The organism is Mycobacterium sp. WMMD1722 (assembly GCF_049315205.1).
In the GTDB taxonomy this organism is placed as follows: domain Bacteria; phylum Actinomycetota; class Actinomycetes; order Mycobacteriales; family Mycobacteriaceae; genus Mycobacterium.
This window is the reverse complement of sequence record NZ_CP186056.1, coordinates 2,060,330-2,077,615: the sequence shown is the minus strand read 5'-3', so window position 1 is coordinate 2,077,615 and position 17,286 is coordinate 2,060,330. Positions and strand designations below refer to the sequence as shown.

Below are 17,286 nucleotides of genomic sequence, written 5' to 3'. Positions count from 1 at the left end.
CGGCGGGGCGGAAACCTATGTGTACTTGTGCTGCGGGCCTTGTTCTTTCTTGTACAGCGCCTTGAGCATGCGATCCCGCAAGAAGGCGTTGTCGATCACCTTGATGCCGTTGTTCGCCACCGCGGGAATCCCGGCCAGTTTGTGGAAGTAGCGGCCGCGCTTGTACTCCCGACCCCACGCCGCCTCCATGCGCTGCGCGTAGTTGGTGAAGTCGTCCGGCCCACCGTTGGTCAGCGCGGCGATGGCGCATTCCCCCGCGGCCAGCCCGGATTCGAGCGCCTTGGAGATGCCCGCACCTGAGGCCGGCTTGCCGGCGCCCAGGGAGTCGCCGGTGAACAGCACACCGGGTCGCCACGGCGGCCAGGCGGTGAACCCCATGGGCAGTCGCCATGCCCGCACACTCTTGTTCTTCTTGAGCTCCTCGATGGCGGGCAGATCCCAGTCCCGCGGAAGCGTGCGCAGGAAGTCGCCGAGGAACTGGGTGGCGTTGATCGACTGCCAGTTCTTGTAGCTGTTGACGTAGCCCAGGCCGATGTTGAAGATGCCGTCGCCCATCGGGAACACCCACCCGTACCCCGGCAGCTGGTCACCCTCGAACTGCAGCTTGAGATAGATGTCCAGGCTGTCGGAGTCCGGTCGGTTGGCGGGCATCTCCGAGCGGATCGCGATCGCCTGGTAGCCGTTGTACTGCGAGTCGATCTTCAGGGCCCGCTTGATGGGGGAGTAGGCGCCGTCGGCGGCGATGACCGCGTCGCCGTACACCTTCTCGCCGCCTTTGAGGGTGACGCCGATGACCCGGCCGTTCTCGTCCTGGATCGGACCGGTGACCTCGGCGCCCTGGCGGACCTCCGCACCGGCGGATTCGGCGTGCTTGAGCAGCACGGTGTCGAGGTGCTCCCGGCTGACGGTGTGGCCGTGGTCGGGCATGCCGGGGCGCTTGGGAAACGACAGCTCCCACTTGCTCGGGCTGAACACCGTGACCCGGTTGACCCGGTGGTAGGTGGCGACCTCGTCGGCGAGCCCCATCTTCTGCAGATAGCTGACCGCGCGGGCGGTCAGACCGTCACCGCACGGTTTGGCTCGCGGAAACTCGGCTTTGTCCAGCACGACGACCTTCGCGCCGGTCTGTGCGGCCTGCCACGCCGCGGCCGAACCCGAGGGCCCACCGCCGGCGACGACCAGGTCGTATCGCTGTGTCATGAATCTCGTCTCGTCTCTGGCGACTGTCGCTGAGGATAGTACCCATGGTCGGCCCGGACGGCGTTGTGGGCAAATGGTCACAGGTGAACGGAACGTCGAGGTCGCGGCGGTTCCGAGCAGGTCAGTCGCGGCACTGCGAGTACAGTGGGCGGGTGCGTCGAGGGTCGAGATCACGTCCCGGTAGCGATACCGGCGACAAGGTGGACGCGCGCAGCGAACGCTGGCGCGAGCACCGCAAGAAGGTGCGTGCGGAGATCGTCGATGCCGCGTTCCGGGCCATCGACCGGCAGGGACCCGACGTCAGCCTCCGCGAGATCGCCGAGGAGGCCGGGACGGCCAAGCCCAAGATCTATCGCCACTTCGCCGACAAGTCCGACCTGTTCCAGGCCATCGGTCAGCGGTTGCGCGACATGCTGTGGACGGCGATCTTCCCGTCGATCGACCTGTCGACCGACTCCGGTCGGGAGGTCATCCGGCGCAGTGTGGAGCAGTACGTCCGCATGGTCGACGAGCACCCCAACGTCATCCGCTTCCTGATCCAGGGCCGGTTCGCCGAGCAGAGCGAGTCGACGATGCGGGCGCTGAACGAGAGCCGCGAGATCACCGTGGCGATGGCCAACATGTTCGACCACGAACTGCGCGACATCGAGATCGACGCGGCCACGCTCGAGCTCGCCGCCTATGCCGCATTCGGCTCGGTGGCCTCGGCGACCGACTGGTGGCTGGGTGCTGACGGTGACCGCCCGCGACGCATGCCGTCGGGCGAGTTCGTCGCGCATCTGACCACGATCATGGTCGGTTCGATCAGCGGTACCTGCGATCTGATCGGCATCAAGCTCAACCCGGACCTGCCCCTGCACGAGGGTGTCCGGCGCAGCGAGCACGTCGCCTGAGTCGCGACACGCAGCACAAGTTCTTGTGTTGCGGCGTGTTGTCGGACACCAGAGGTAGTGTCGAGTCACGTTTTCCGTCCGGGTCGAAATGGGGTTCTCGTGAGCGAAATCAAGCTGATCGATCGTGTCTCGGCGATCAACTGGAACCGCCTGCAGGACGACAAGGACGCCGAGGTGTGGGACCGCCTGACCGGCAATTTCTGGCTGCCCGAGAAGGTTCCGGTGTCCAACGACATCCCGTCGTGGGGCACGCTGACCGACCACGAAAAGCAGCTGACCATGCGGGTCTTCACCGGTCTGACGCTGCTCGACACCATCCAGGGCACCGTCGGCGCGGTGTCGCTCATCCCCGATGCGCTGACCCCGCACGAGGAGGCGGTCTACACCAACATCGCGTTCATGGAGTCCGTGCACGCGCGCAGCTACAGCAACATCTTCTCCACACTGTGCTCGACGGCCGAGATCGACGATGCGTTCCGCTGGTCGGAGGAGAACCCCAATCTGCAGCGCAAAGCCGAGATCGTGATGCGCTACTACAAGGGCGACGAGCCGCTCAAGCGCAAGGTCGCCTCCACGCTGCTGGAGAGCTTCCTGTTCTACTCCGGCTTCTACCTGCCGATGTACTGGTCCAGTCGGGCCAAGCTGACCAACACCGCGGACATGATCCGGCTGATCATCCGCGACGAGGCCGTGCACGGCTATTACATCGGCTACAAGTTCCAGCGCGGGTTGGCGCTGCAGGATCCGGCCAAGCAGGCCGAGCTCAAGGACTACACCTACGAACTGCTCTTCGAGTTGTACGACAACGAGGTGGAGTACACCCAGGACCTCTACGACAGCGTCGGCCTGACCGAGGACGTCAAGAAGTTCTTGCGCTACAACGCCAACAAGGCGCTGATGAACCTCGGCTACGAGGCGCTGTTCCCCCGCGACGAGACCGACGTCAACCCGGCGATCCTGTCGGCGCTGAGCCCCAATGCCGACGAGAACCACGACTTCTTCTCCGGTTCGGGCTCCAGCTACGTGATCGGCAAGGCCGTCAACACCGAAGACGAGGACTGGGACTTCTAGAACGGCCTGTCTAGCAAACCTTTATTGGTCGCTTTCCGAGGCCCGTGCCCACATTTTGCCCACACTCTCACGTGATCTGGCGGCATCGAGAGCGGTCGCCACGGCTTCCAGATCGTCGTTGAACAGGTCGGCGTAGACATCGAGAGTCATCGCCGCCGAGGCGTGGCCGAGCATCTTCTGTACGGCCTTGACGTTGGCCCCGGCCGACACCGCCAACGATGCGGCGGTGTGCCGCAGATCGTGCGGTGTGGCGTGGGGGATACCCGACGCCGTGACCGCCTTGGCAAACCACCCGGAGACCGGGTGCGGACGGCGCAGGTGCTCGCCATCGTCGCCGGGGAACAGTAGATCGCCTCGGCGCTTGCCCTCGCACTGACGGGCAAGGTGGGTGAGCAGGAAGGCTGGAAGCGGTACGGTGCGCTGCTTGTGCGCCTTGGGCGTCCCGACGTGAATCTTCCCGCCGGTCTCCACGGCGTTCTCCGCGATGGTCGCCCGCCGCCGCAGCATGTCTAGATCGTGCACCCGCAGCCCGACCGCCTCGCCCCATCGAAGGCCGGTGTAGGCCAGCAGCAGAACGAGGCCTTCATAGGCGCCCGCCGCAGCGGCAAGCGCCGACACCTGCGCATGGGTGAGGTACAGCGGGCGCTTGCGACTGGTCTGCGGGAGCCGGACCCCCGCCGCCGGATTCTTAGCCAGCATGTTGTCCCGCACGGCGTCGGCCAAGATGGACGAGAGCACGTAGTGGGTGCGCTGAACCACCGATGCACCCACGGCCTTGGCGTCGTCGGTGCCCTGGCTCAGCTCGGCAATCCAGTGCTGCACCGCCGTGGGCCGAATATCGCCGAGGGCGACCTTGCCCCAGCGCGGCCGGACCCGCAGCCGCCAGGCGGTCTCCATGACGGCGTAGCCAGACGGCTTGAGGTGGCCGCGCTGGCGGTCGAGCCACGCCTGACCGAGTTGGTCGACGGTGATCCGGGCATTCGACGGCGACACGTAGTCACCCCGGAGCTTGTCTACCTCCACGGTGTTGGCGAAGGCCTCGGCCTCGCGCTTGGTGCGGAACCCGCGCTTGTCGGTCTGCCGGTGGTCGACGCGGTAGCGGACCCGGTAGAGGGTGGTGCCGTCGCCCGCCTTGTACTTGCTAATGGTCGCCACGGTCGCCGCCCTCGGTGATCATCCGCTCGATGCGCCCGACGATCTCGCGGTTGCTCCACGATGGTGCCGCGCGCCGGACCCACGTCACCCATTCGAGCAAGATCGCCGAACGGCCATCGTCACCGCCGTCTGGTCCGTGCAGGGTGCTCGCCGTGCGAAGCCAGTCCCACAGAATGCTGGCCTTGACCGCCTCGGCTCGCCCGGTCACCTCCGCCGGCTCGTCGTCGGTTTCGGTGTAGGGCATCAGCAGGGTGACCGGCGAAACATCAAGTGCGAGAGCAAGACTCGTGAGGTCATCCACGTCTACACGGCGACTGCCGTCCTCGATGCGCCGTAGCCCAAGCGGGGGGATCGGGCGACCTAGGGCGGTCAGCTTCTCGGACAACTCGGTGACGGGCATCCGGCCGCGCAGCCGCCGGATGTTCTGACGCACCGTCTCACCGGTTGGGCCGAGAGGGCGGCCGGACTTCTCGGTAGGCATGGGCACACCATAAGTGATCAATTCTGATAAGTCGAGAACTCGTGCTTGACACACTGAATTACATCGATGCAATATCGAGTAGTTAGACGATCAGAATTGATCCATTCCGTAGTCAGAGAGGCACCCCCCGTGGCCGACATTGAACACTTGCCCGCCCTGTCCACTCCTGCGCAGCTTGCGGAGGTGATGCAAACCACCACGTCGGCACTGGCTCAAGACCGCTACCTCGGCCGCGGCATCCCGTACGTCAAGTTCGGCAAGCGGATCCGCTACCTGCGCGAGGACGTCCTGAGCTACCTCGCTGCCAACCGGGTGAGCCAGACCGGTCGACCGGCCTGACCCCCGATTCGCCCCCCGCCCATCCGCGCCCAACGAATCGAGCCGCCCCAATGTTGACCCTGGCCCGTCGCCGATCGGCGGCGCTGCGCTGCCCGCCTCTTGAGTGTGGTTGCCCGGACCCGTGGCCGTGCAGGTGCACCGATCCGCCGCTGACTGATGCCGCCCTGGACGCGTGGGCCGCTGCTGCCCGCCACGTGCTCGAAACCGGGTTGGTGCCGATGGTGCCCATTGAGGTCCGGCGCGCTCTCTGGCGTCGTGGTGATCGGGACCGCGATCTGGCCCACACCCTGCACAGGCTTTGCGGGGGGGTCGCTTCGTGACCGACGCGACCTGGGACGAGGCCGAGGCGGCACGCGAGGCCGAGGCGCTGTACGACGAACGCGCGGTAACCGCGAAATGGCTTGGTCAGCAGGTGTTCCCGCCGTTGGAGTGGATCGTGGAGGGTGTAGTGCCCGAGGGTTTCGGCCTGCTGGCCGCACCGCCCAAGGCGGGCAAGAGCTGGATGGTGGCGGCGTGGGCGCTGGCGTGCGCCGCTGGCGGTTCGGTGTTCGGCGCTGTGCCCGTCAAGCAGCGGCCCGTCCTGTACTTCGCGATGGAGGACGGACATAGGCGGCTGCAATCGCGGTTCCGTCAGCTGATGGACGGCGACGAGCTGCCGAGCGGACTGGAAGTGGTCACGCGGGGGTCGTCCGCCGAGTGCATGACCATGACCGACGAGTTCCTACGGCGCTACGGTCACGATGCCCCGCTGGTCATCCTCGACACCCTCGGAAAGGTCAAGCCGCCGAAGGCATCGTTCGAGGACTCTTACGCTCACGACTACCGGATCGGCGGCTCGCTGAAAGGCCGCATAGGCGACGTACCCGGCGGGTGCCTGCTGGCCGTCCACCACACGCGGAAGGCCGAGACTGGCGACTTCCTCGACTCCGTGAGTGGAACGCAGGGCATCGCCGGATCGGCTGACTTCATCCTCGTGTTGGCGCGGAAACGTCATGCGTCCGAGGCAATCCTGTCGGTCACCGGCCGCGATGTGCGCGAGGACGAGTACGCGCTGATGACACACGATGGGCGCTGGTCCCTCGACGGCATGGACCTACTGGACGCCGCTGCGACCGCGCGCCGTCGCCGCGAGTCGGGCGACCTCGGTGACCGGAGCACCGAGGCCGTGGCGTTCGTGAACGGCAGGCCCGAGACCCGACCAGCCGACTTGGCCGGTCACCTCGGTATCAACGGCAACGACGCGGGCACCTACCTGCGCCGACTGGCCGACGCTGGCCGCATCGCCAAGCGGAGCCGAGGGCTCTACGGACCCCTGTCTGAAGTGTTTGAAGTGTCTGAAAGCCATTCCCGTTCAGACACTTCAGACGGTTCAGACACCCCCTTCCACTGGACGAGGAGTGATGCACGATGAGGATGCCGCCGAACCTTGGCCTTGTGACCGACGCCGACCTTTCCGTACTCGAACGCTGGACTGAGCCCCTAGCCACCCTGCGCGACCCGGGACTGTCGGTGTGGGCGATGGCCGCATGGCAGTCGGTCAAAGATGAACAGCGACACCGGCTCGAAGGTGGCTACGCCTACGCCGCCTGTTGGCCAGCACTGGGGTGGCTGAGCACAGAGCACCTGGTGTTCCTGGGCCCACTGGTCAGTATGTTGCACGACGCGGGTAGCTCGGTCCTGACCGCGTGGGTTGAGCTGGTCTCCGATCAGTTCGTCGCGGAGATGGCCGAGCGCATCGAAGGAACCGGGTCGTGACCTTGAACCGGCCATGCCTGACGTGCGGAACACCGAGCCCCGCGAGCCGCTGCGAGGACTGCGCACCCGAGCATCGTCGTCAGCACGCGCCCAAGGTCAGCGCTCGGCTGCGTGGCTACGACAGTCGATGGGACGCGCTCTCGCGTCGAGCCCGCAAGGCGCAACCGTTCTGCGGTCGCTGTGGCGCGACGACGGACCTGCAAGCCGACCACACGCCGGCCGCGTGGGCGCGGAAGGATGCAGGAAAAGCGTTGCGGCTCAGGGATATTCAGGTACTTTGTGGACCGTGCAACCGCCTCGCCGGTGCCGCACGTGGTGCGAAGCCCACCCGGGTTGGGGGTGACCGCTCGGAGCGGGACTCCTCGGTCAAGGCCGAGACCCGATCTAATACCCCGGCGTCAGGCGGTGTCGGTGGGTAAGCCAGGCCCCAAGCTCGCTGCTGACCTGACACCGTTGCCGTGGCGACCGCGCTCGGTGGGCTCGCGCCGGTTCCAGTCGTTCGCCGAGCGGTTCATCATCACGCCCAAGGGTGCGGGTGCGTCGGCGCCGTTCCGGGTGCGGCGGTGGCAACGCGAACTCGTGGCGACCGTGCTGGACGATCCGGCCGTCAAGATCGCGTTGTGGGTGCTGCCTCGCGGATGCGGCAAGAGCACGTTGACGGCGGCGCTGGCGCTGTACCACGTGTTCGGCGATCTACCGGGCGCGCGGGCGGTGGTGGTGGCCCAAGATGAGCGGTCGGCGCTGCGCCTGCTGGCGACGGCGGCCAGGATGACGGCGCTGAATCCCGAACTCGCGAAGAGGGTCCGCCCGTACCGTGACCGGCTCGTGGTCGAGCGCACGGACTCCCAAATCATCGCGCTGCCCGCCGAGGCCGCGCGCATCGAGGGCGAAGACGCCTCGTTGGCGATCATGGACGAGATCGGGTTCTGTCGCCGCGACTCCTACGAGAGCCTGTTGCACTCGACGGGCAAGCGCGAGACCTCGCAGCTACTCGCCATCGGCACTCCGTCGCCGCCGACCTGGCGCGAGGCCAGTCCGATGCTGGATTTGGTGCTGGAAGGCCGCACGACGACATCGCCGGACTTCCGGTTGGTCGAGCACGGCGGCGACATCACGCACGCGGTGGACTGCCCGTGCTGCTGGGACCGGATACCGGGCATTGACGATCTGGTCAGCCGCGAGCACCTGCGGGCCGCGCTGCCGCCTCGGAGCCGAGAGAGCGAGTTCCGGCGTGCCCGTCTGGCCGAGTGGGTCGAGCACGATGACGCCTCGTTCCTTCCGGCCGGCGCGTGGGATGCGCTGTCGACCGGTGAGCCGATCCCGGACGGCTCGCGGATCGTGCTTGCGCTGGACGGTTCGTTCAACGGCGACGCGACGGCCGTGGTCGCGGCAACGGTGAGCGCGACGCCGCATTTCGACCTCGTGGGCCTGTGGTCGCCGCCGGACGATTCACCGGATTGGCGGGTGCCGATCTTGGAGGTTGAGCAGACGATCCGGGACGCGGCCAAGCGCTGGCGAGTGGCCGAGCTGACCGCTGATCCATTTCGGTGGCAAAGGTCGTTGGCGCTGCTGGCGGGTGAGGGGCTGCCGGTGACCGAGTTCAACCAGACGGCGGCGCGGCTGACCCCGGCGACCACCGACGCGTACCAGGCTGCGATCAACGGGGAGATGACCCACAGCGGCAACGCCGATCTGGCGCGGCACATCGCCAACGCGACGGTGACCGAGGACGCCAGGGGCGTCAGGTTGGCGAAGGAGAAACGGCACTCGCGCCGGCGGATCGACGCCGCCGTGGCGATGGTCATGTGTCACAGCCGCGCCACCTGGATCCACAACCACCGGAAACGAAAGAGAGCGAGGAGCTTCGCGTCATGAATACCCTAGAGAGTCTGTTGCAGAAGATCGACGAAAACATCAGTTGCACAACGGAACTGGACAAGTATTACCGTGGTGAGCAGCCGCTAGCGTTCCTGTCGCCGGAGGCAAAGGCCGCTCTGGGCAGCAGGTTCGGCGTCCTGTGCAGCAACATCCCGCGCGTGCAGATCACGTCGCTGGCGGAGCGGTTGCGGATCACTGGGTTTGCTGGCGCGGACATCTGGGCTGACTGGATTCGGTGTGACATGGACCAGCTCAGCGGCGTCGCGCATCGTGAGGCGTTGCTGCTGGGCGACTCGTACGTGTCGGTGTGGGCGCGGAACGGTCGGCCCTCGGTGGCTATCGAGTCCAGCCGTCAGGTCGCCGTCCAGCGTGACCCGGCGACGCGGCAGGTCGTCGCGGCGGTCAAGCGATGGGCCGATGAGCAGGCACAATGCACCTGGGCGGTGCTGTACTTGCCGGATCGGATCGTGCGCTACCGGGCGACGACGATCGGCGCGACCATCGCCGGTTTCGAGCAGGTCGAGACCATCCCGAACCCGCTCGGCGTCGTGCCGCTCGTGCCGCTGTCGAACACGGACATGCTGCTGTCCGAGCGCGGTACCTCGGAGATCGCGGACTTGATCCCGCTGGTCAACGCGATGAACAAGGTCCTCGCGGACATGCTGGTCGGCTCCGAGTATTACGCGCGGCCCCGCCGATACGCGACCGGGCTCGAATTGGAGGAGCGGCCCAAGCTCGACGCGGACGGCCTGCCGGTGGTGGACCTCGACACCGGGGAACCGCTGATGGAGGCCGTGAGCCCATTCGGTGAGGGCGACCGCATGTTGGTCAACGAGGACGCGGCCGGCAAGTTCGGCAGCCTGCCCGCCGCCGACCTCGGTGCGTATGAGGCAGCGGTTCGGGTGCTGACCGCGCAGATAATGGCCGTGTCCGCGCTCCCCGCGCACTTCCTCGGCCAGCTCACCCAGCAGCCCACGTCCGCCGATGCGCTGCGCGCCGCCGAGGCCAGCCTGACCGCCCGCGCCGAGGCCCGACAGGCGACGTTCGGGCGCGCGTGGGAGCAGGTGGGCCGGCTCATCGTGGCCGTCCGTGACGGCGTTGACCCGGCCTCGGTTGACGTGCGGGTGCAGTGGGCCGACGCCGCCACGCGATCGGTGGCACAGGAGGCCGACGCGGTGACCAAGTTGTTCGCGGCCGGGCTGCTGCCCGCATCGTTCGCGCTGGCGAAGCTCGGATACTCCGACGACGAGATCACCCAGATTCGCACCGCCCGCCGTCAGGAGGCCCTGGACGGTGCCGGGGTGGACCTGCGGCAAATCGCGGCCTCGTGACGTACCGGGACGAGCTGCTGGCCGTCGCCGACGCGACCGAGGCGCAGGCCGTCGCGCTCTACGGCGGATTCCTCGGTGGCGCGTTCGGCGTCGGGGCGAGCGGGATCACCTACACCGCCGGCGAGTTCGTCGCGTTCCTGGCATCGCTGATCGCGCAGGCCAACTCGACGGTCTACGCGCTGGCCGATCTGTCGGTGTCCGCGTCGATAATGCTCGCGACCGCCGAGCCCGTGCCGGTCCTCGGTCTGACGCCGCCGGTGGAGGACTTGCCGCGACTGACCAAGGCCGCAGAAACCGTGCTCGAGGTCGCCGACGAAAGCCCGGTACCCGACAAGATCATCCGCCGACTGGCCCGGTCGGAACCGCTCGAGACCGCCGCGCGTGCGATCAGCGAGGCGATGGACCGCCAACCCGCCGTAACCGGGTGGGTACGGGACATCTCCGGTGGTGCCTGCCAGCTCTGCCAGTGGTGGGCGCGCGACGGCCGGGTCTGGCCCGCCGATCACCCGATGCCGACACACAAGGGCTGTAGCTGTACCCCCAAACCCGTTGTCGTAGAACGTATTCAACCCGTATCGAAAAGGAGACGATAGTGCCCGAGCAAGACGAGAACACCACCACCGAGGAGACCAGGGAGACCGAGGAGGAGCCCACCACCGAGGAGCCCGACGACGACGCCGAGCCCGACGACGACGCCGAGACGTTCCCGCGTGCCTACGTCGAGAAGCTGCGCAAGGAGTCCGCCGGATACCGCGAGCGCGCCGGTCAGGCCGACGCCATCGCGCAGCGGCTCCACACCTCGTTGGTGGCAGCGACGGGCCGCTTGGCCGATGCGTCGGACCTGCCGTTCGACGCCGAGCACCTGGACGACGCGGACAAGCTCACCGCGGCGATAGACGATCTGCTGGCCCGGAAACCACACCTGGCGTCCCGGACCCCGCACGGCGACATCGGCCAGGGTGCCGGGGGAGCGGTAACCGGCTCGGTCGACCTTGCGGGGCTGCTGCGCAGTCGGGCATAGATTCCCCATAGATGCCATACATTCCGGGTTCGCAGAGCTGGAATGTATGGAATCTATGGGCCGGTGATCTTGCCCCCGTTGTCCTGATCCGCCAGCGGGGGTGAGGCGCGCTTGGTGCGGTCAAGCCGCGGCCGCACCGGGCGCGTTACCCTGTGAGCGGGCCCGGTGCCCATCCTGCGCAGCGACCCCGGCGGTCGGCGTGACCATTCCGCTGAACGCACAGGAGTCTCACCGTGGCCGTATCCACTACTTCCGCAACCGAATTGACTCGCGAGCAGGTCGCCGCGATCCTCGTCAAGCCGCTCGAAGAGGCCAGCAAATTCTTGGCTTCCAGCCCGCGCGTGTTCGACACCGCGAGCGAACTGCGCATCCCCAAGCTCGGCGGTCCGACCACGGTCACGTGGGTCGGGGAGAACGAGCTGATCCCCGAGTCCGATCCCGGATTCGATGAGGTCCGGCTGTTGCCCAGCACCATGAAGAGCCTCAAGACGTTGACGAGATTCAGTAACGAACTCGCACGTCAGAGCGTCGTGGCACTGGATGCGGCACTGAAGGATCGGCTGGTCACCGACGTTGCTGCGAAGTTGGACAGCCAGTTGTTCTCGGCGTCCGGCGACGGCGTGACCACCCCGCGCGGCATGTTCGCCTGGACAGGAGTACAGAGCCTCGCGGTGGACGGTCCGCTGGAACTCGACACCCTGCACGACGCGGAGGCGATGGCGCTGGCCGCGAACGTCAATGTGCCCGCGCTCAAGTGGGTGATGACGAGCCGCGAACTGGTCGGGTTGCGCAAGGTCAAGGACGCCGATGGCCGCTACATCGTCGAGAGCGACGTGACCGCCGCCAACGGGTACACGTTGCTCGGTCACGGCGTCGTCATCAGCAGCCGGATACCGTCGACCACCGGCCAGACGCCGACCGCGCGCGCGGCGCTGATCGACTTCAGTCAGGTCGCCGTCGCGCGCGACATGGCACCGACCGTCAAGATTCTCGATCAGACTTTCGGTCAGTACGACCAGCAGGCGCTACGGGTTGTGTGCCGCTACGACGCGGCCCCGCTGAATCCCGAGGCCGTGGTTCGGTTGACCGGCATCACGATCTGATGCCGCACCCGACGTACTGGGTGGTCGGGGACAAGCTCGGCGCGAACCAGTGCCCGCGTCCGAGCTTCCCCGACCTCTCGCGTGGCGCGTGGTCGGTCGGCGATGTAGCCGCCCGTGACGTGAATGGCGTCACGCGCAACCGCATGGGATCGTTCGCCGAGACGGCCATCGTCCTGCCCGGTGTCCCGGTCGCCGCCGCCGCGTTCAAGATCACGGCGCTGATCATCGCGCCGTCCGCCGGCGGGACGCCCCGCATCGGAGTGCGGCCGGTGGGATCGTCACGCCAGGGCGCAGAGGTCAACAACACCACCGGCTACGAGTGGCGCACCATCACCAGCGCGATCCTGCCAGGGGACACCGGCAGCGCCGTCGAGCTGGTGCTGTGGACGCCGACGAATGGGCAACTGGGCCTCGTAGACCTTCGGGTGGACTACGCCGATTCGCCGATCGCCGGGTACTTCGACGGCAGCACCGCCGACACCGCGCAGTACGACTACGCCTGGGACGGTGCGGCGTTCGCCTCGCCGTCATCGGCGAAGGCCAAGGTCGCCAACCCGGCACCGGAGCCCGACCCCGAGCCCGACCCGGAGGACCCCGAAGAGCCGGAAGACCCGGACCCCGAGGAGCCGGACCCGGAGGAGCCGGACCCGGAGCCCGAACCGCTGCCCGAGGTGAGCGCCGAGGCCCGCGCCGTCGCCGCATTCCTCGGCCAGCCCGCCGATGCCGGATTGCTCGCGCTGGCGGCGCAGGCGGTGCCGATCGTGACCCTCATGGCGAAGGCCTACACCCGCGATCAGGGATTCACCGGCATGGTCCCAAACGACGAGATCGCGGCCGTGATCACGATGGCCTCGGCCCGACTGGTCGCCAACCCCGAGCAGCTCGATTCGACCGTGGGCAGCGTCGGCCTACGCGGTGGCTTCCAGGGCTGGACGCTCGCGGAGATGTTCGTGCTCAACCGGTACCGGAAGCGGGCGCAGTGATCCTCCACGACAGTGTTCGGATCGTCTGGCAAGTGCCCGCCAAGCCGCCCCGCGAGGACGCCCACGGGAACGCCGTCACCGAGCCGCGAGAGGCCACCGTCCGCGCCGAGGTGGTCGCCCTCGACACCGACGCCACCGTCGCAGCGAATGCCGAGTTCGTGATCACCCGCTACCGCGCCGTCCTGGCCCCGACCGTCGATCTGCCCGCCGATGTGGGCGCGGCCGTGATCCACTGGGGCGGCGTCGCCTACCTCGTAGACGGCTCGGTGGAACGGCACGTGCTGCGGGGGAGGCTGCATCACTACGAGGCAATCCTCAAGCGGGTCACCTAGCAGAGCCGTGCCCACGCCGTGCCCACAATCTGCCCACAGTTACAGATAACTAGAGTGAACTACGGTGATGTGTTTCAGCACGTCGAGACGGTCTCGCGGCCCTGATCAGGTAGCTGATTAGAACCACGACTTCTTCTCCGGCTCGGGCTCCAGCTACGTCATCGGCAAGGCCGTCAACACCGAAGACGAGGACTGGGACTTCTAGAACGGCCCTGTGCGGCAAGCGGTTTGGGTAACTTCGACATGTGCCCGAGCTGACCAACCGCCAGATCCTGCTGCGTCGACGCCCGCACGGGCTCGTCGCGCCCGAAGACACCGAGCTGATCAGCAGCCCCGCGCCGGAACCTGCCGAGGGGGAGGCGCTGGTACGCGTCACCTACGTCGGGATCGACGCGGCGGCGCGCACCTGGCTCAACGACCAACCCGGCTACCTGCCGGCGGTGCAGCTCGGCGAGGTCATCCGCGCCGCGGGCATCGGGGTGGTCGTGGCCTCCCGTTGCCCCGCCTACAGCGTCGGTGACGTCGTCACGACGCTGACCGGGTTCCAGGAATACGTCATCGTCCGCGACGACATCTTCTGCACCCTCGTCGACGATCCCGCCGCCGACCATCGCGCGGTGATGTCGATCTACGGACCCACCGGCGCCACCGCCTACTTCGGCATGCACGACATCGGCCGGCCGCAGCCCGGGCAGACCGTCGTGGTGTCGGCCGCCGCCGGGGCGACCGGATCGGTGGCCGGCCAGATCGCCAAGATCGCCGGCGCGCGGGTGGTCGGCATCGCGGGCGGGCCCGAGAAGTGCCGCGCGGTGGTCGAGGACTTCGGCTTCGACGCGTGCATCGACTACCGGGCCGACGACGTGGCGGCGGGGCTGAAACACCATTGCCGCACCGGCGTCGACGTCTACTTCGACAACGTCGGCGGGCCCATTCTCGACGCGGTGCTCGGACGGCTCGCACCGAAGGCGCGCGTGGTGCTGTGCGGGGTGATCTCCAGCTATCTCACCGGCGATCACCCCGGACCGGCCAACTACGTCAACCTGCTCGCCAGGACGGCCACCATGCAGGGCTTCAACGCCCTCGACGAATGGGGCCGCTTCGACGAGGCCTTCGCCGCACTGCGCGGATGGGAGGCCGAGGGTCTGCTGACCCACCGCGAGACGGTGTACGAGGGCATCGAGTCGTGTGTCGACGCACTCAACGGACTGTTCACCGGCGCCAACATCGGCAAGATGCTGGTGCGGATCGCCGACTGAACCGGCCACCCGGCGCGTCGATCGACGAAAGGCCGGGTGAGGGGTTCGGTCAGCAGGTGATGGTGCCCAGATAGAAGCCGGAATCGTCGGTACCGACCGTGCTGTAGAGCGCCGCAGGCATACCGCGGAACCTCGAATTGGTCGGGCTCTGAGTCGGGGACGGGACGCCCTCGGGGAACGCGACGATCAGATTGGCGTAGAAATTCGTCCCGGCCGGGCAGTTCGACGTCGGAGCGGCGGGCAGCGGCTCGTCGGCGTGGACGACCGCGGGGAACTCCTCGCGGTATCCGGCGGCGCAGTTCGGTTCGCACACCTGATACGAGTACAGACCGCGACCGGTCGCACCATCGGGTCCCCAGCGGTCCCAGACGAGGTTCGTCAGTTCCTTCGATCCGTCCGCGCACGTCTGGAACCCGACCTGGCCGGGCCGTTCGACCGGCGGAGTGCCCATCCCGTAGCACGCGGGCAGAGCGAAGACCGCCGGCTGCGCGGCGGCAGTACCGGCTCCGACGGTCGCCGCGGCCGCGCCCAGGACGAGCGCGGCCGCGGTCGCGGCGGTGCGTGTCAGCGTGATGTTCAATGGTCCTCCCGACCGTCGGTGTCGCGTCACGCTATCGCGGACCGGGCGGCTGGCGGGGGATTGTTGGATCCTTCAGGGGGCGCGGTCAGGCGCGTTCGTGGGTGTCCTCCATAACCGTGCGGCCGATCTCTGCGTAGACGGCCGGGCGGGCGAAGCGCAGCCACAGCGCGTACGCCAGACCGATCACGAACACGGCGAGGATGAGATACGGGCCGGTCTTGAACACCAGGGATTCCGACGCATAACCGGCGGCGAAGGCCCGGTTGTCCCACAGCAGCCACACCACGTAGAGCATCGCCACACCACCGATCAACGGGCAGATCAGCGTGGTGATGACGTTGCCGGGATGGGTCTTGCGCACCCAGAAGTAGGAGACCACCGCCGCCGAGCAGATCGCCTGCACCAGCAGGATCGCCGCGGTGCCGATCAGCGCGAGCAGACCGTAGATGTTGGTGTAGGGCACCAGTGACGGGGTGTCGACGGGCACGCCGTCGGCGTCGGGTACCTGCACCGCGGTGAAGCCGGCGAACAACAGCACGATCACCAGCGTGATGGCGCTCTGGATGGCCGAGGCCACATAGGGCGACCCGTGCGTGGCGTGGGTGCTGCCGACGGTCCGGCGCACCGAATCGGCGGGGATCTCGCGACCCAGCGCGTACAGATAGCGCGATGCGGCGTTGTGGAACGCCAACGCGCAGGCGAACGATCCGATCACCAGCAGGATCTTGTACACGTCGAGCAGGAAGGTGCCCAGGTTCGCCTGCACCAGGCTGAAGTACAGATCCAGCGGTGACGAACTGATCGATGCCTCGACCGACGCCTTGGCGCCGTTACCGGCGAGCACCATCGCCGAGATGAAGGTGTAGAACAGTCCGAGACCGATCACGGCGATGAGCGTGGCCCGCGGGATGATCTTCTTCGGGTTGCGCGATTCCTCGCCGTAGACGGCGGTGGTCTCGAAGCCGACCCACGACCAGAACGCGAAGAACAGACCGATCGCCATCGAGCCGGCCGCCGCGGCGGTACCGAATGCTTCGGCGGGCAGACTCTCGAAGGCCCGGTTGAGCAGGACCGTCCTGTCGAGCATGAATCCGTCGGGTCCACCGCCGGAGAAGATCACCGAGAACGCCAGCGCGAACAACACCACCACCTCGGCCACCAGCGTCACACCGAGGATCGCCGCGGCCAGGCTGATGTGGAAGTGCGACAGCACGCCGATGATCACCACCGCGGCCACCGCGAACACCAGCCAGGGGATGTCGACGCCGACGATGGTGTTCACCGCGTCATTCGCGAAATACGCGCAGCCGCCGATCAGCGAACCCTCGAACACCACATAGGCGAACGTCGCCAGCATGCCGCTGGCCATTCCCCAGACCTGACCGAGGCCGTGGGAGATGAAGCCGTAGAACGCGCCCGTGGTGGTGATGTGTTTGGCCATCGCCACATAGCCCAGCGCGAACAGCGTCAGGATGATCGTCGCGAACAGGAACCCGGCGGGCGCGCCGAGTCCGTTGCCGAAACCGACCGCGATCGGGGTATTGCCCGTCATGGCCGTGATCGGCGCGGCATTGGCCACGGCCATGAAGATCACCGCGACCATGCCGATCGCGCCCTTCTTCAGACCGGCGGGCGCCGGTGTCTCGACAGGTGCGGATTCAGTGCTCACCGCGGTCTCCTGATTCGGATCGAGGGGTATGGAGGGCCTGCGGCGCTGCAGTCCGCACAAGAGCGTCGCACCCGCGGGAGATTGCGACAACCGGAGGACACACACTGTTTACAAAGGGATGTGACCAAAACATGACGTCAGGTGACAGGACGTGACGGCGGGTTAACAACGGGCACCTGGGCAGCGACATACGGGGTGACCGGCTGCCCACGGGCGGGCCGGTCTGCGCAACGGATGCC

At 67.3% G+C, this 17,286-nt stretch carries 18 protein-coding genes and 1 pseudogene; 14 read left to right on the top strand and 5 right to left on the bottom strand.

What is annotated here, in order from left to right:
* Positions 1 to 15: 15 nt before the first annotated feature.
* A complete protein-coding gene (locus tag ACN27E_RS09830) occupies positions 16 to 1,200 on the bottom strand; it encodes an NAD(P)/FAD-dependent oxidoreductase (protein ID WP_422748613.1) in 1,185 nt (394 codons plus the stop codon).
* 152 nt (positions 1,201 to 1,352) lie between these two features.
* Between ACN27E_RS09830 and ACN27E_RS09825 the strand changes: the two genes are divergently transcribed.
* Positions 1,353 to 2,093 (top strand): TetR/AcrR family transcriptional regulator, encoded by a 741-nt coding sequence (locus ACN27E_RS09825; RefSeq protein ID WP_422748611.1) that lies wholly within the window; start codon positions 1,353 to 1,355, stop codon positions 2,091 to 2,093.
* 108 nt (positions 2,094 to 2,201) lie between these two features.
* Positions 2,202 to 3,164, top strand: a complete 963-nt coding sequence (gene nrdF / locus ACN27E_RS09820; RefSeq protein WP_422749771.1) for a class 1b ribonucleoside-diphosphate reductase subunit beta — start codon at positions 2,202 to 2,204, stop codon at positions 3,162 to 3,164.
* 21 nt (positions 3,165 to 3,185) lie between these two features.
* Here nrdF and ACN27E_RS09815 read toward each other — a convergent pair whose 3' ends face one another.
* Both ACN27E_RS09815 and ACN27E_RS09810 read right to left on the bottom strand, forming a co-directional pair.
* Positions 3,186 to 4,319 carry a tyrosine-type recombinase/integrase gene (locus tag ACN27E_RS09815; RefSeq protein ID WP_422748609.1) on the bottom strand — a complete coding sequence of 378 codons (1,134 nt, stop codon included), beginning with the start codon at positions 4,317 to 4,319 and terminating at the stop codon, positions 3,186 to 3,188.
* Positions 4,306 to 4,752 (bottom strand): XRE family transcriptional regulator, encoded by a 447-nt coding sequence (locus ACN27E_RS09810; protein WP_422748608.1) that lies wholly within the window; start codon positions 4,750 to 4,752, stop codon positions 4,306 to 4,308. The genes ACN27E_RS09815 and ACN27E_RS09810 overlap by 14 nt, the downstream gene beginning before the upstream one ends.
* Before the next feature lie 177 nt (positions 4,753 to 4,929).
* Here ACN27E_RS09810 and ACN27E_RS09805 point away from each other — a divergent pair, with 177 nt between their 5' ends.
* The 12 genes and pseudogenes from ACN27E_RS09805 (at position 4,930) to ACN27E_RS09750 (ending at position 14,798) form a co-directional block, all read left to right on the top strand.
* Positions 4,930 to 5,139 carry a DNA-binding protein gene (locus tag ACN27E_RS09805; protein WP_422748607.1) on the top strand — a complete coding sequence of 70 codons (210 nt, stop codon included), beginning with the start codon at positions 4,930 to 4,932 and terminating at the stop codon, positions 5,137 to 5,139.
* A gap of 316 nt (positions 5,140 to 5,455) precedes the next feature.
* Positions 5,456 to 6,550: an AAA family ATPase gene (locus ACN27E_RS09800; RefSeq protein WP_422748605.1), complete on the top strand. Its 1,095-nt coding sequence runs from the start codon at positions 5,456 to 5,458 to the stop codon at positions 6,548 to 6,550.
* 23 nt (positions 6,551 to 6,573) lie between these two features.
* The gene (locus ACN27E_RS09795) at positions 6,574 to 6,894 is read left to right on the top strand and encodes a hypothetical protein (RefSeq protein ID WP_422748603.1); all 321 of its coding nucleotides are present in this window, start codon (positions 6,574 to 6,576) and stop codon (positions 6,892 to 6,894) included.
* Positions 6,895 to 7,233: 339 nt separating this feature from the next.
* Positions 7,234 to 8,769 carry a terminase TerL endonuclease subunit gene (locus ACN27E_RS09790; RefSeq protein ID WP_422748602.1) on the top strand — a complete coding sequence of 512 codons (1,536 nt, stop codon included), beginning with the start codon at positions 7,234 to 7,236 and terminating at the stop codon, positions 8,767 to 8,769.
* The gene (locus ACN27E_RS09785; protein ID WP_422749769.1) at positions 8,766 to 10,103 is read left to right on the top strand and encodes a phage portal protein; all 1,338 of its coding nucleotides are present in this window, start codon (positions 8,766 to 8,768) and stop codon (positions 10,101 to 10,103) included. The genes ACN27E_RS09790 and ACN27E_RS09785 overlap by 4 nt, the downstream gene beginning before the upstream one ends.
* Positions 10,100 to 10,696: a hypothetical protein gene (locus ACN27E_RS09780; RefSeq protein WP_422748600.1), complete on the top strand. Its 597-nt coding sequence runs from the start codon at positions 10,100 to 10,102 to the stop codon at positions 10,694 to 10,696. Before ACN27E_RS09785 ends, ACN27E_RS09780 begins: the two co-directional genes overlap by 4 nt.
* Positions 10,696 to 11,124, top strand: a complete 429-nt coding sequence (locus ACN27E_RS09775; RefSeq protein ID WP_422748599.1) for a hypothetical protein — start codon at positions 10,696 to 10,698, stop codon at positions 11,122 to 11,124. The genes ACN27E_RS09780 and ACN27E_RS09775 overlap by 1 nt, the downstream gene beginning before the upstream one ends.
* A 233-nt stretch (positions 11,125 to 11,357) precedes the next feature.
* Positions 11,358 to 12,227 (top strand): phage major capsid protein, encoded by an 870-nt coding sequence (locus tag ACN27E_RS09770; protein ID WP_422748597.1) that lies wholly within the window; start codon positions 11,358 to 11,360, stop codon positions 12,225 to 12,227.
* A complete protein-coding gene (locus ACN27E_RS09765) occupies positions 12,227 to 13,210 on the top strand; it encodes a hypothetical protein (protein WP_422748596.1) in 984 nt (327 codons plus the stop codon). The genes ACN27E_RS09770 and ACN27E_RS09765 overlap by 1 nt, the downstream gene beginning before the upstream one ends.
* Positions 13,211 to 13,242: 32 nt before the next feature.
* Positions 13,243 to 13,542: a hypothetical protein gene (locus ACN27E_RS09760; RefSeq protein ID WP_422748595.1), complete on the top strand. Its 300-nt coding sequence runs from the start codon at positions 13,243 to 13,245 to the stop codon at positions 13,540 to 13,542.
* Positions 13,543 to 13,663: 121 nt separating this feature from the next.
* Positions 13,664 to 13,747: pseudogene (locus tag ACN27E_RS09755) on the top strand (hypothetical protein); the annotation flags it as partial.
* 40 nt (positions 13,748 to 13,787) lie between these two features.
* Entirely contained in the window at positions 13,788 to 14,798 is a 1,011-nt protein-coding gene (locus tag ACN27E_RS09750; protein ID WP_422748594.1) for an NADP-dependent oxidoreductase, read from the top strand.
* Positions 14,799 to 14,847: 49 nt separating this feature from the next.
* Here the strand turns inward: ACN27E_RS09750 and ACN27E_RS09745 are convergent, their stop codons facing one another.
* On the bottom strand, positions 14,848 to 15,378 hold the full coding sequence (locus ACN27E_RS09745; protein WP_422748592.1) for a hypothetical protein: 531 nt from the start codon (positions 15,376 to 15,378) through the stop codon (positions 14,848 to 14,850).
* Positions 15,379 to 15,463: 85 nt separating this feature from the next.
* Positions 15,464 to 16,981 (bottom strand): APC family permease, encoded by a 1,518-nt coding sequence (locus ACN27E_RS09740; RefSeq protein WP_422749767.1) that lies wholly within the window; start codon positions 16,979 to 16,981, stop codon positions 15,464 to 15,466.
* Between the last annotated feature and the right edge of the window lie 305 nt (positions 16,982 to 17,286).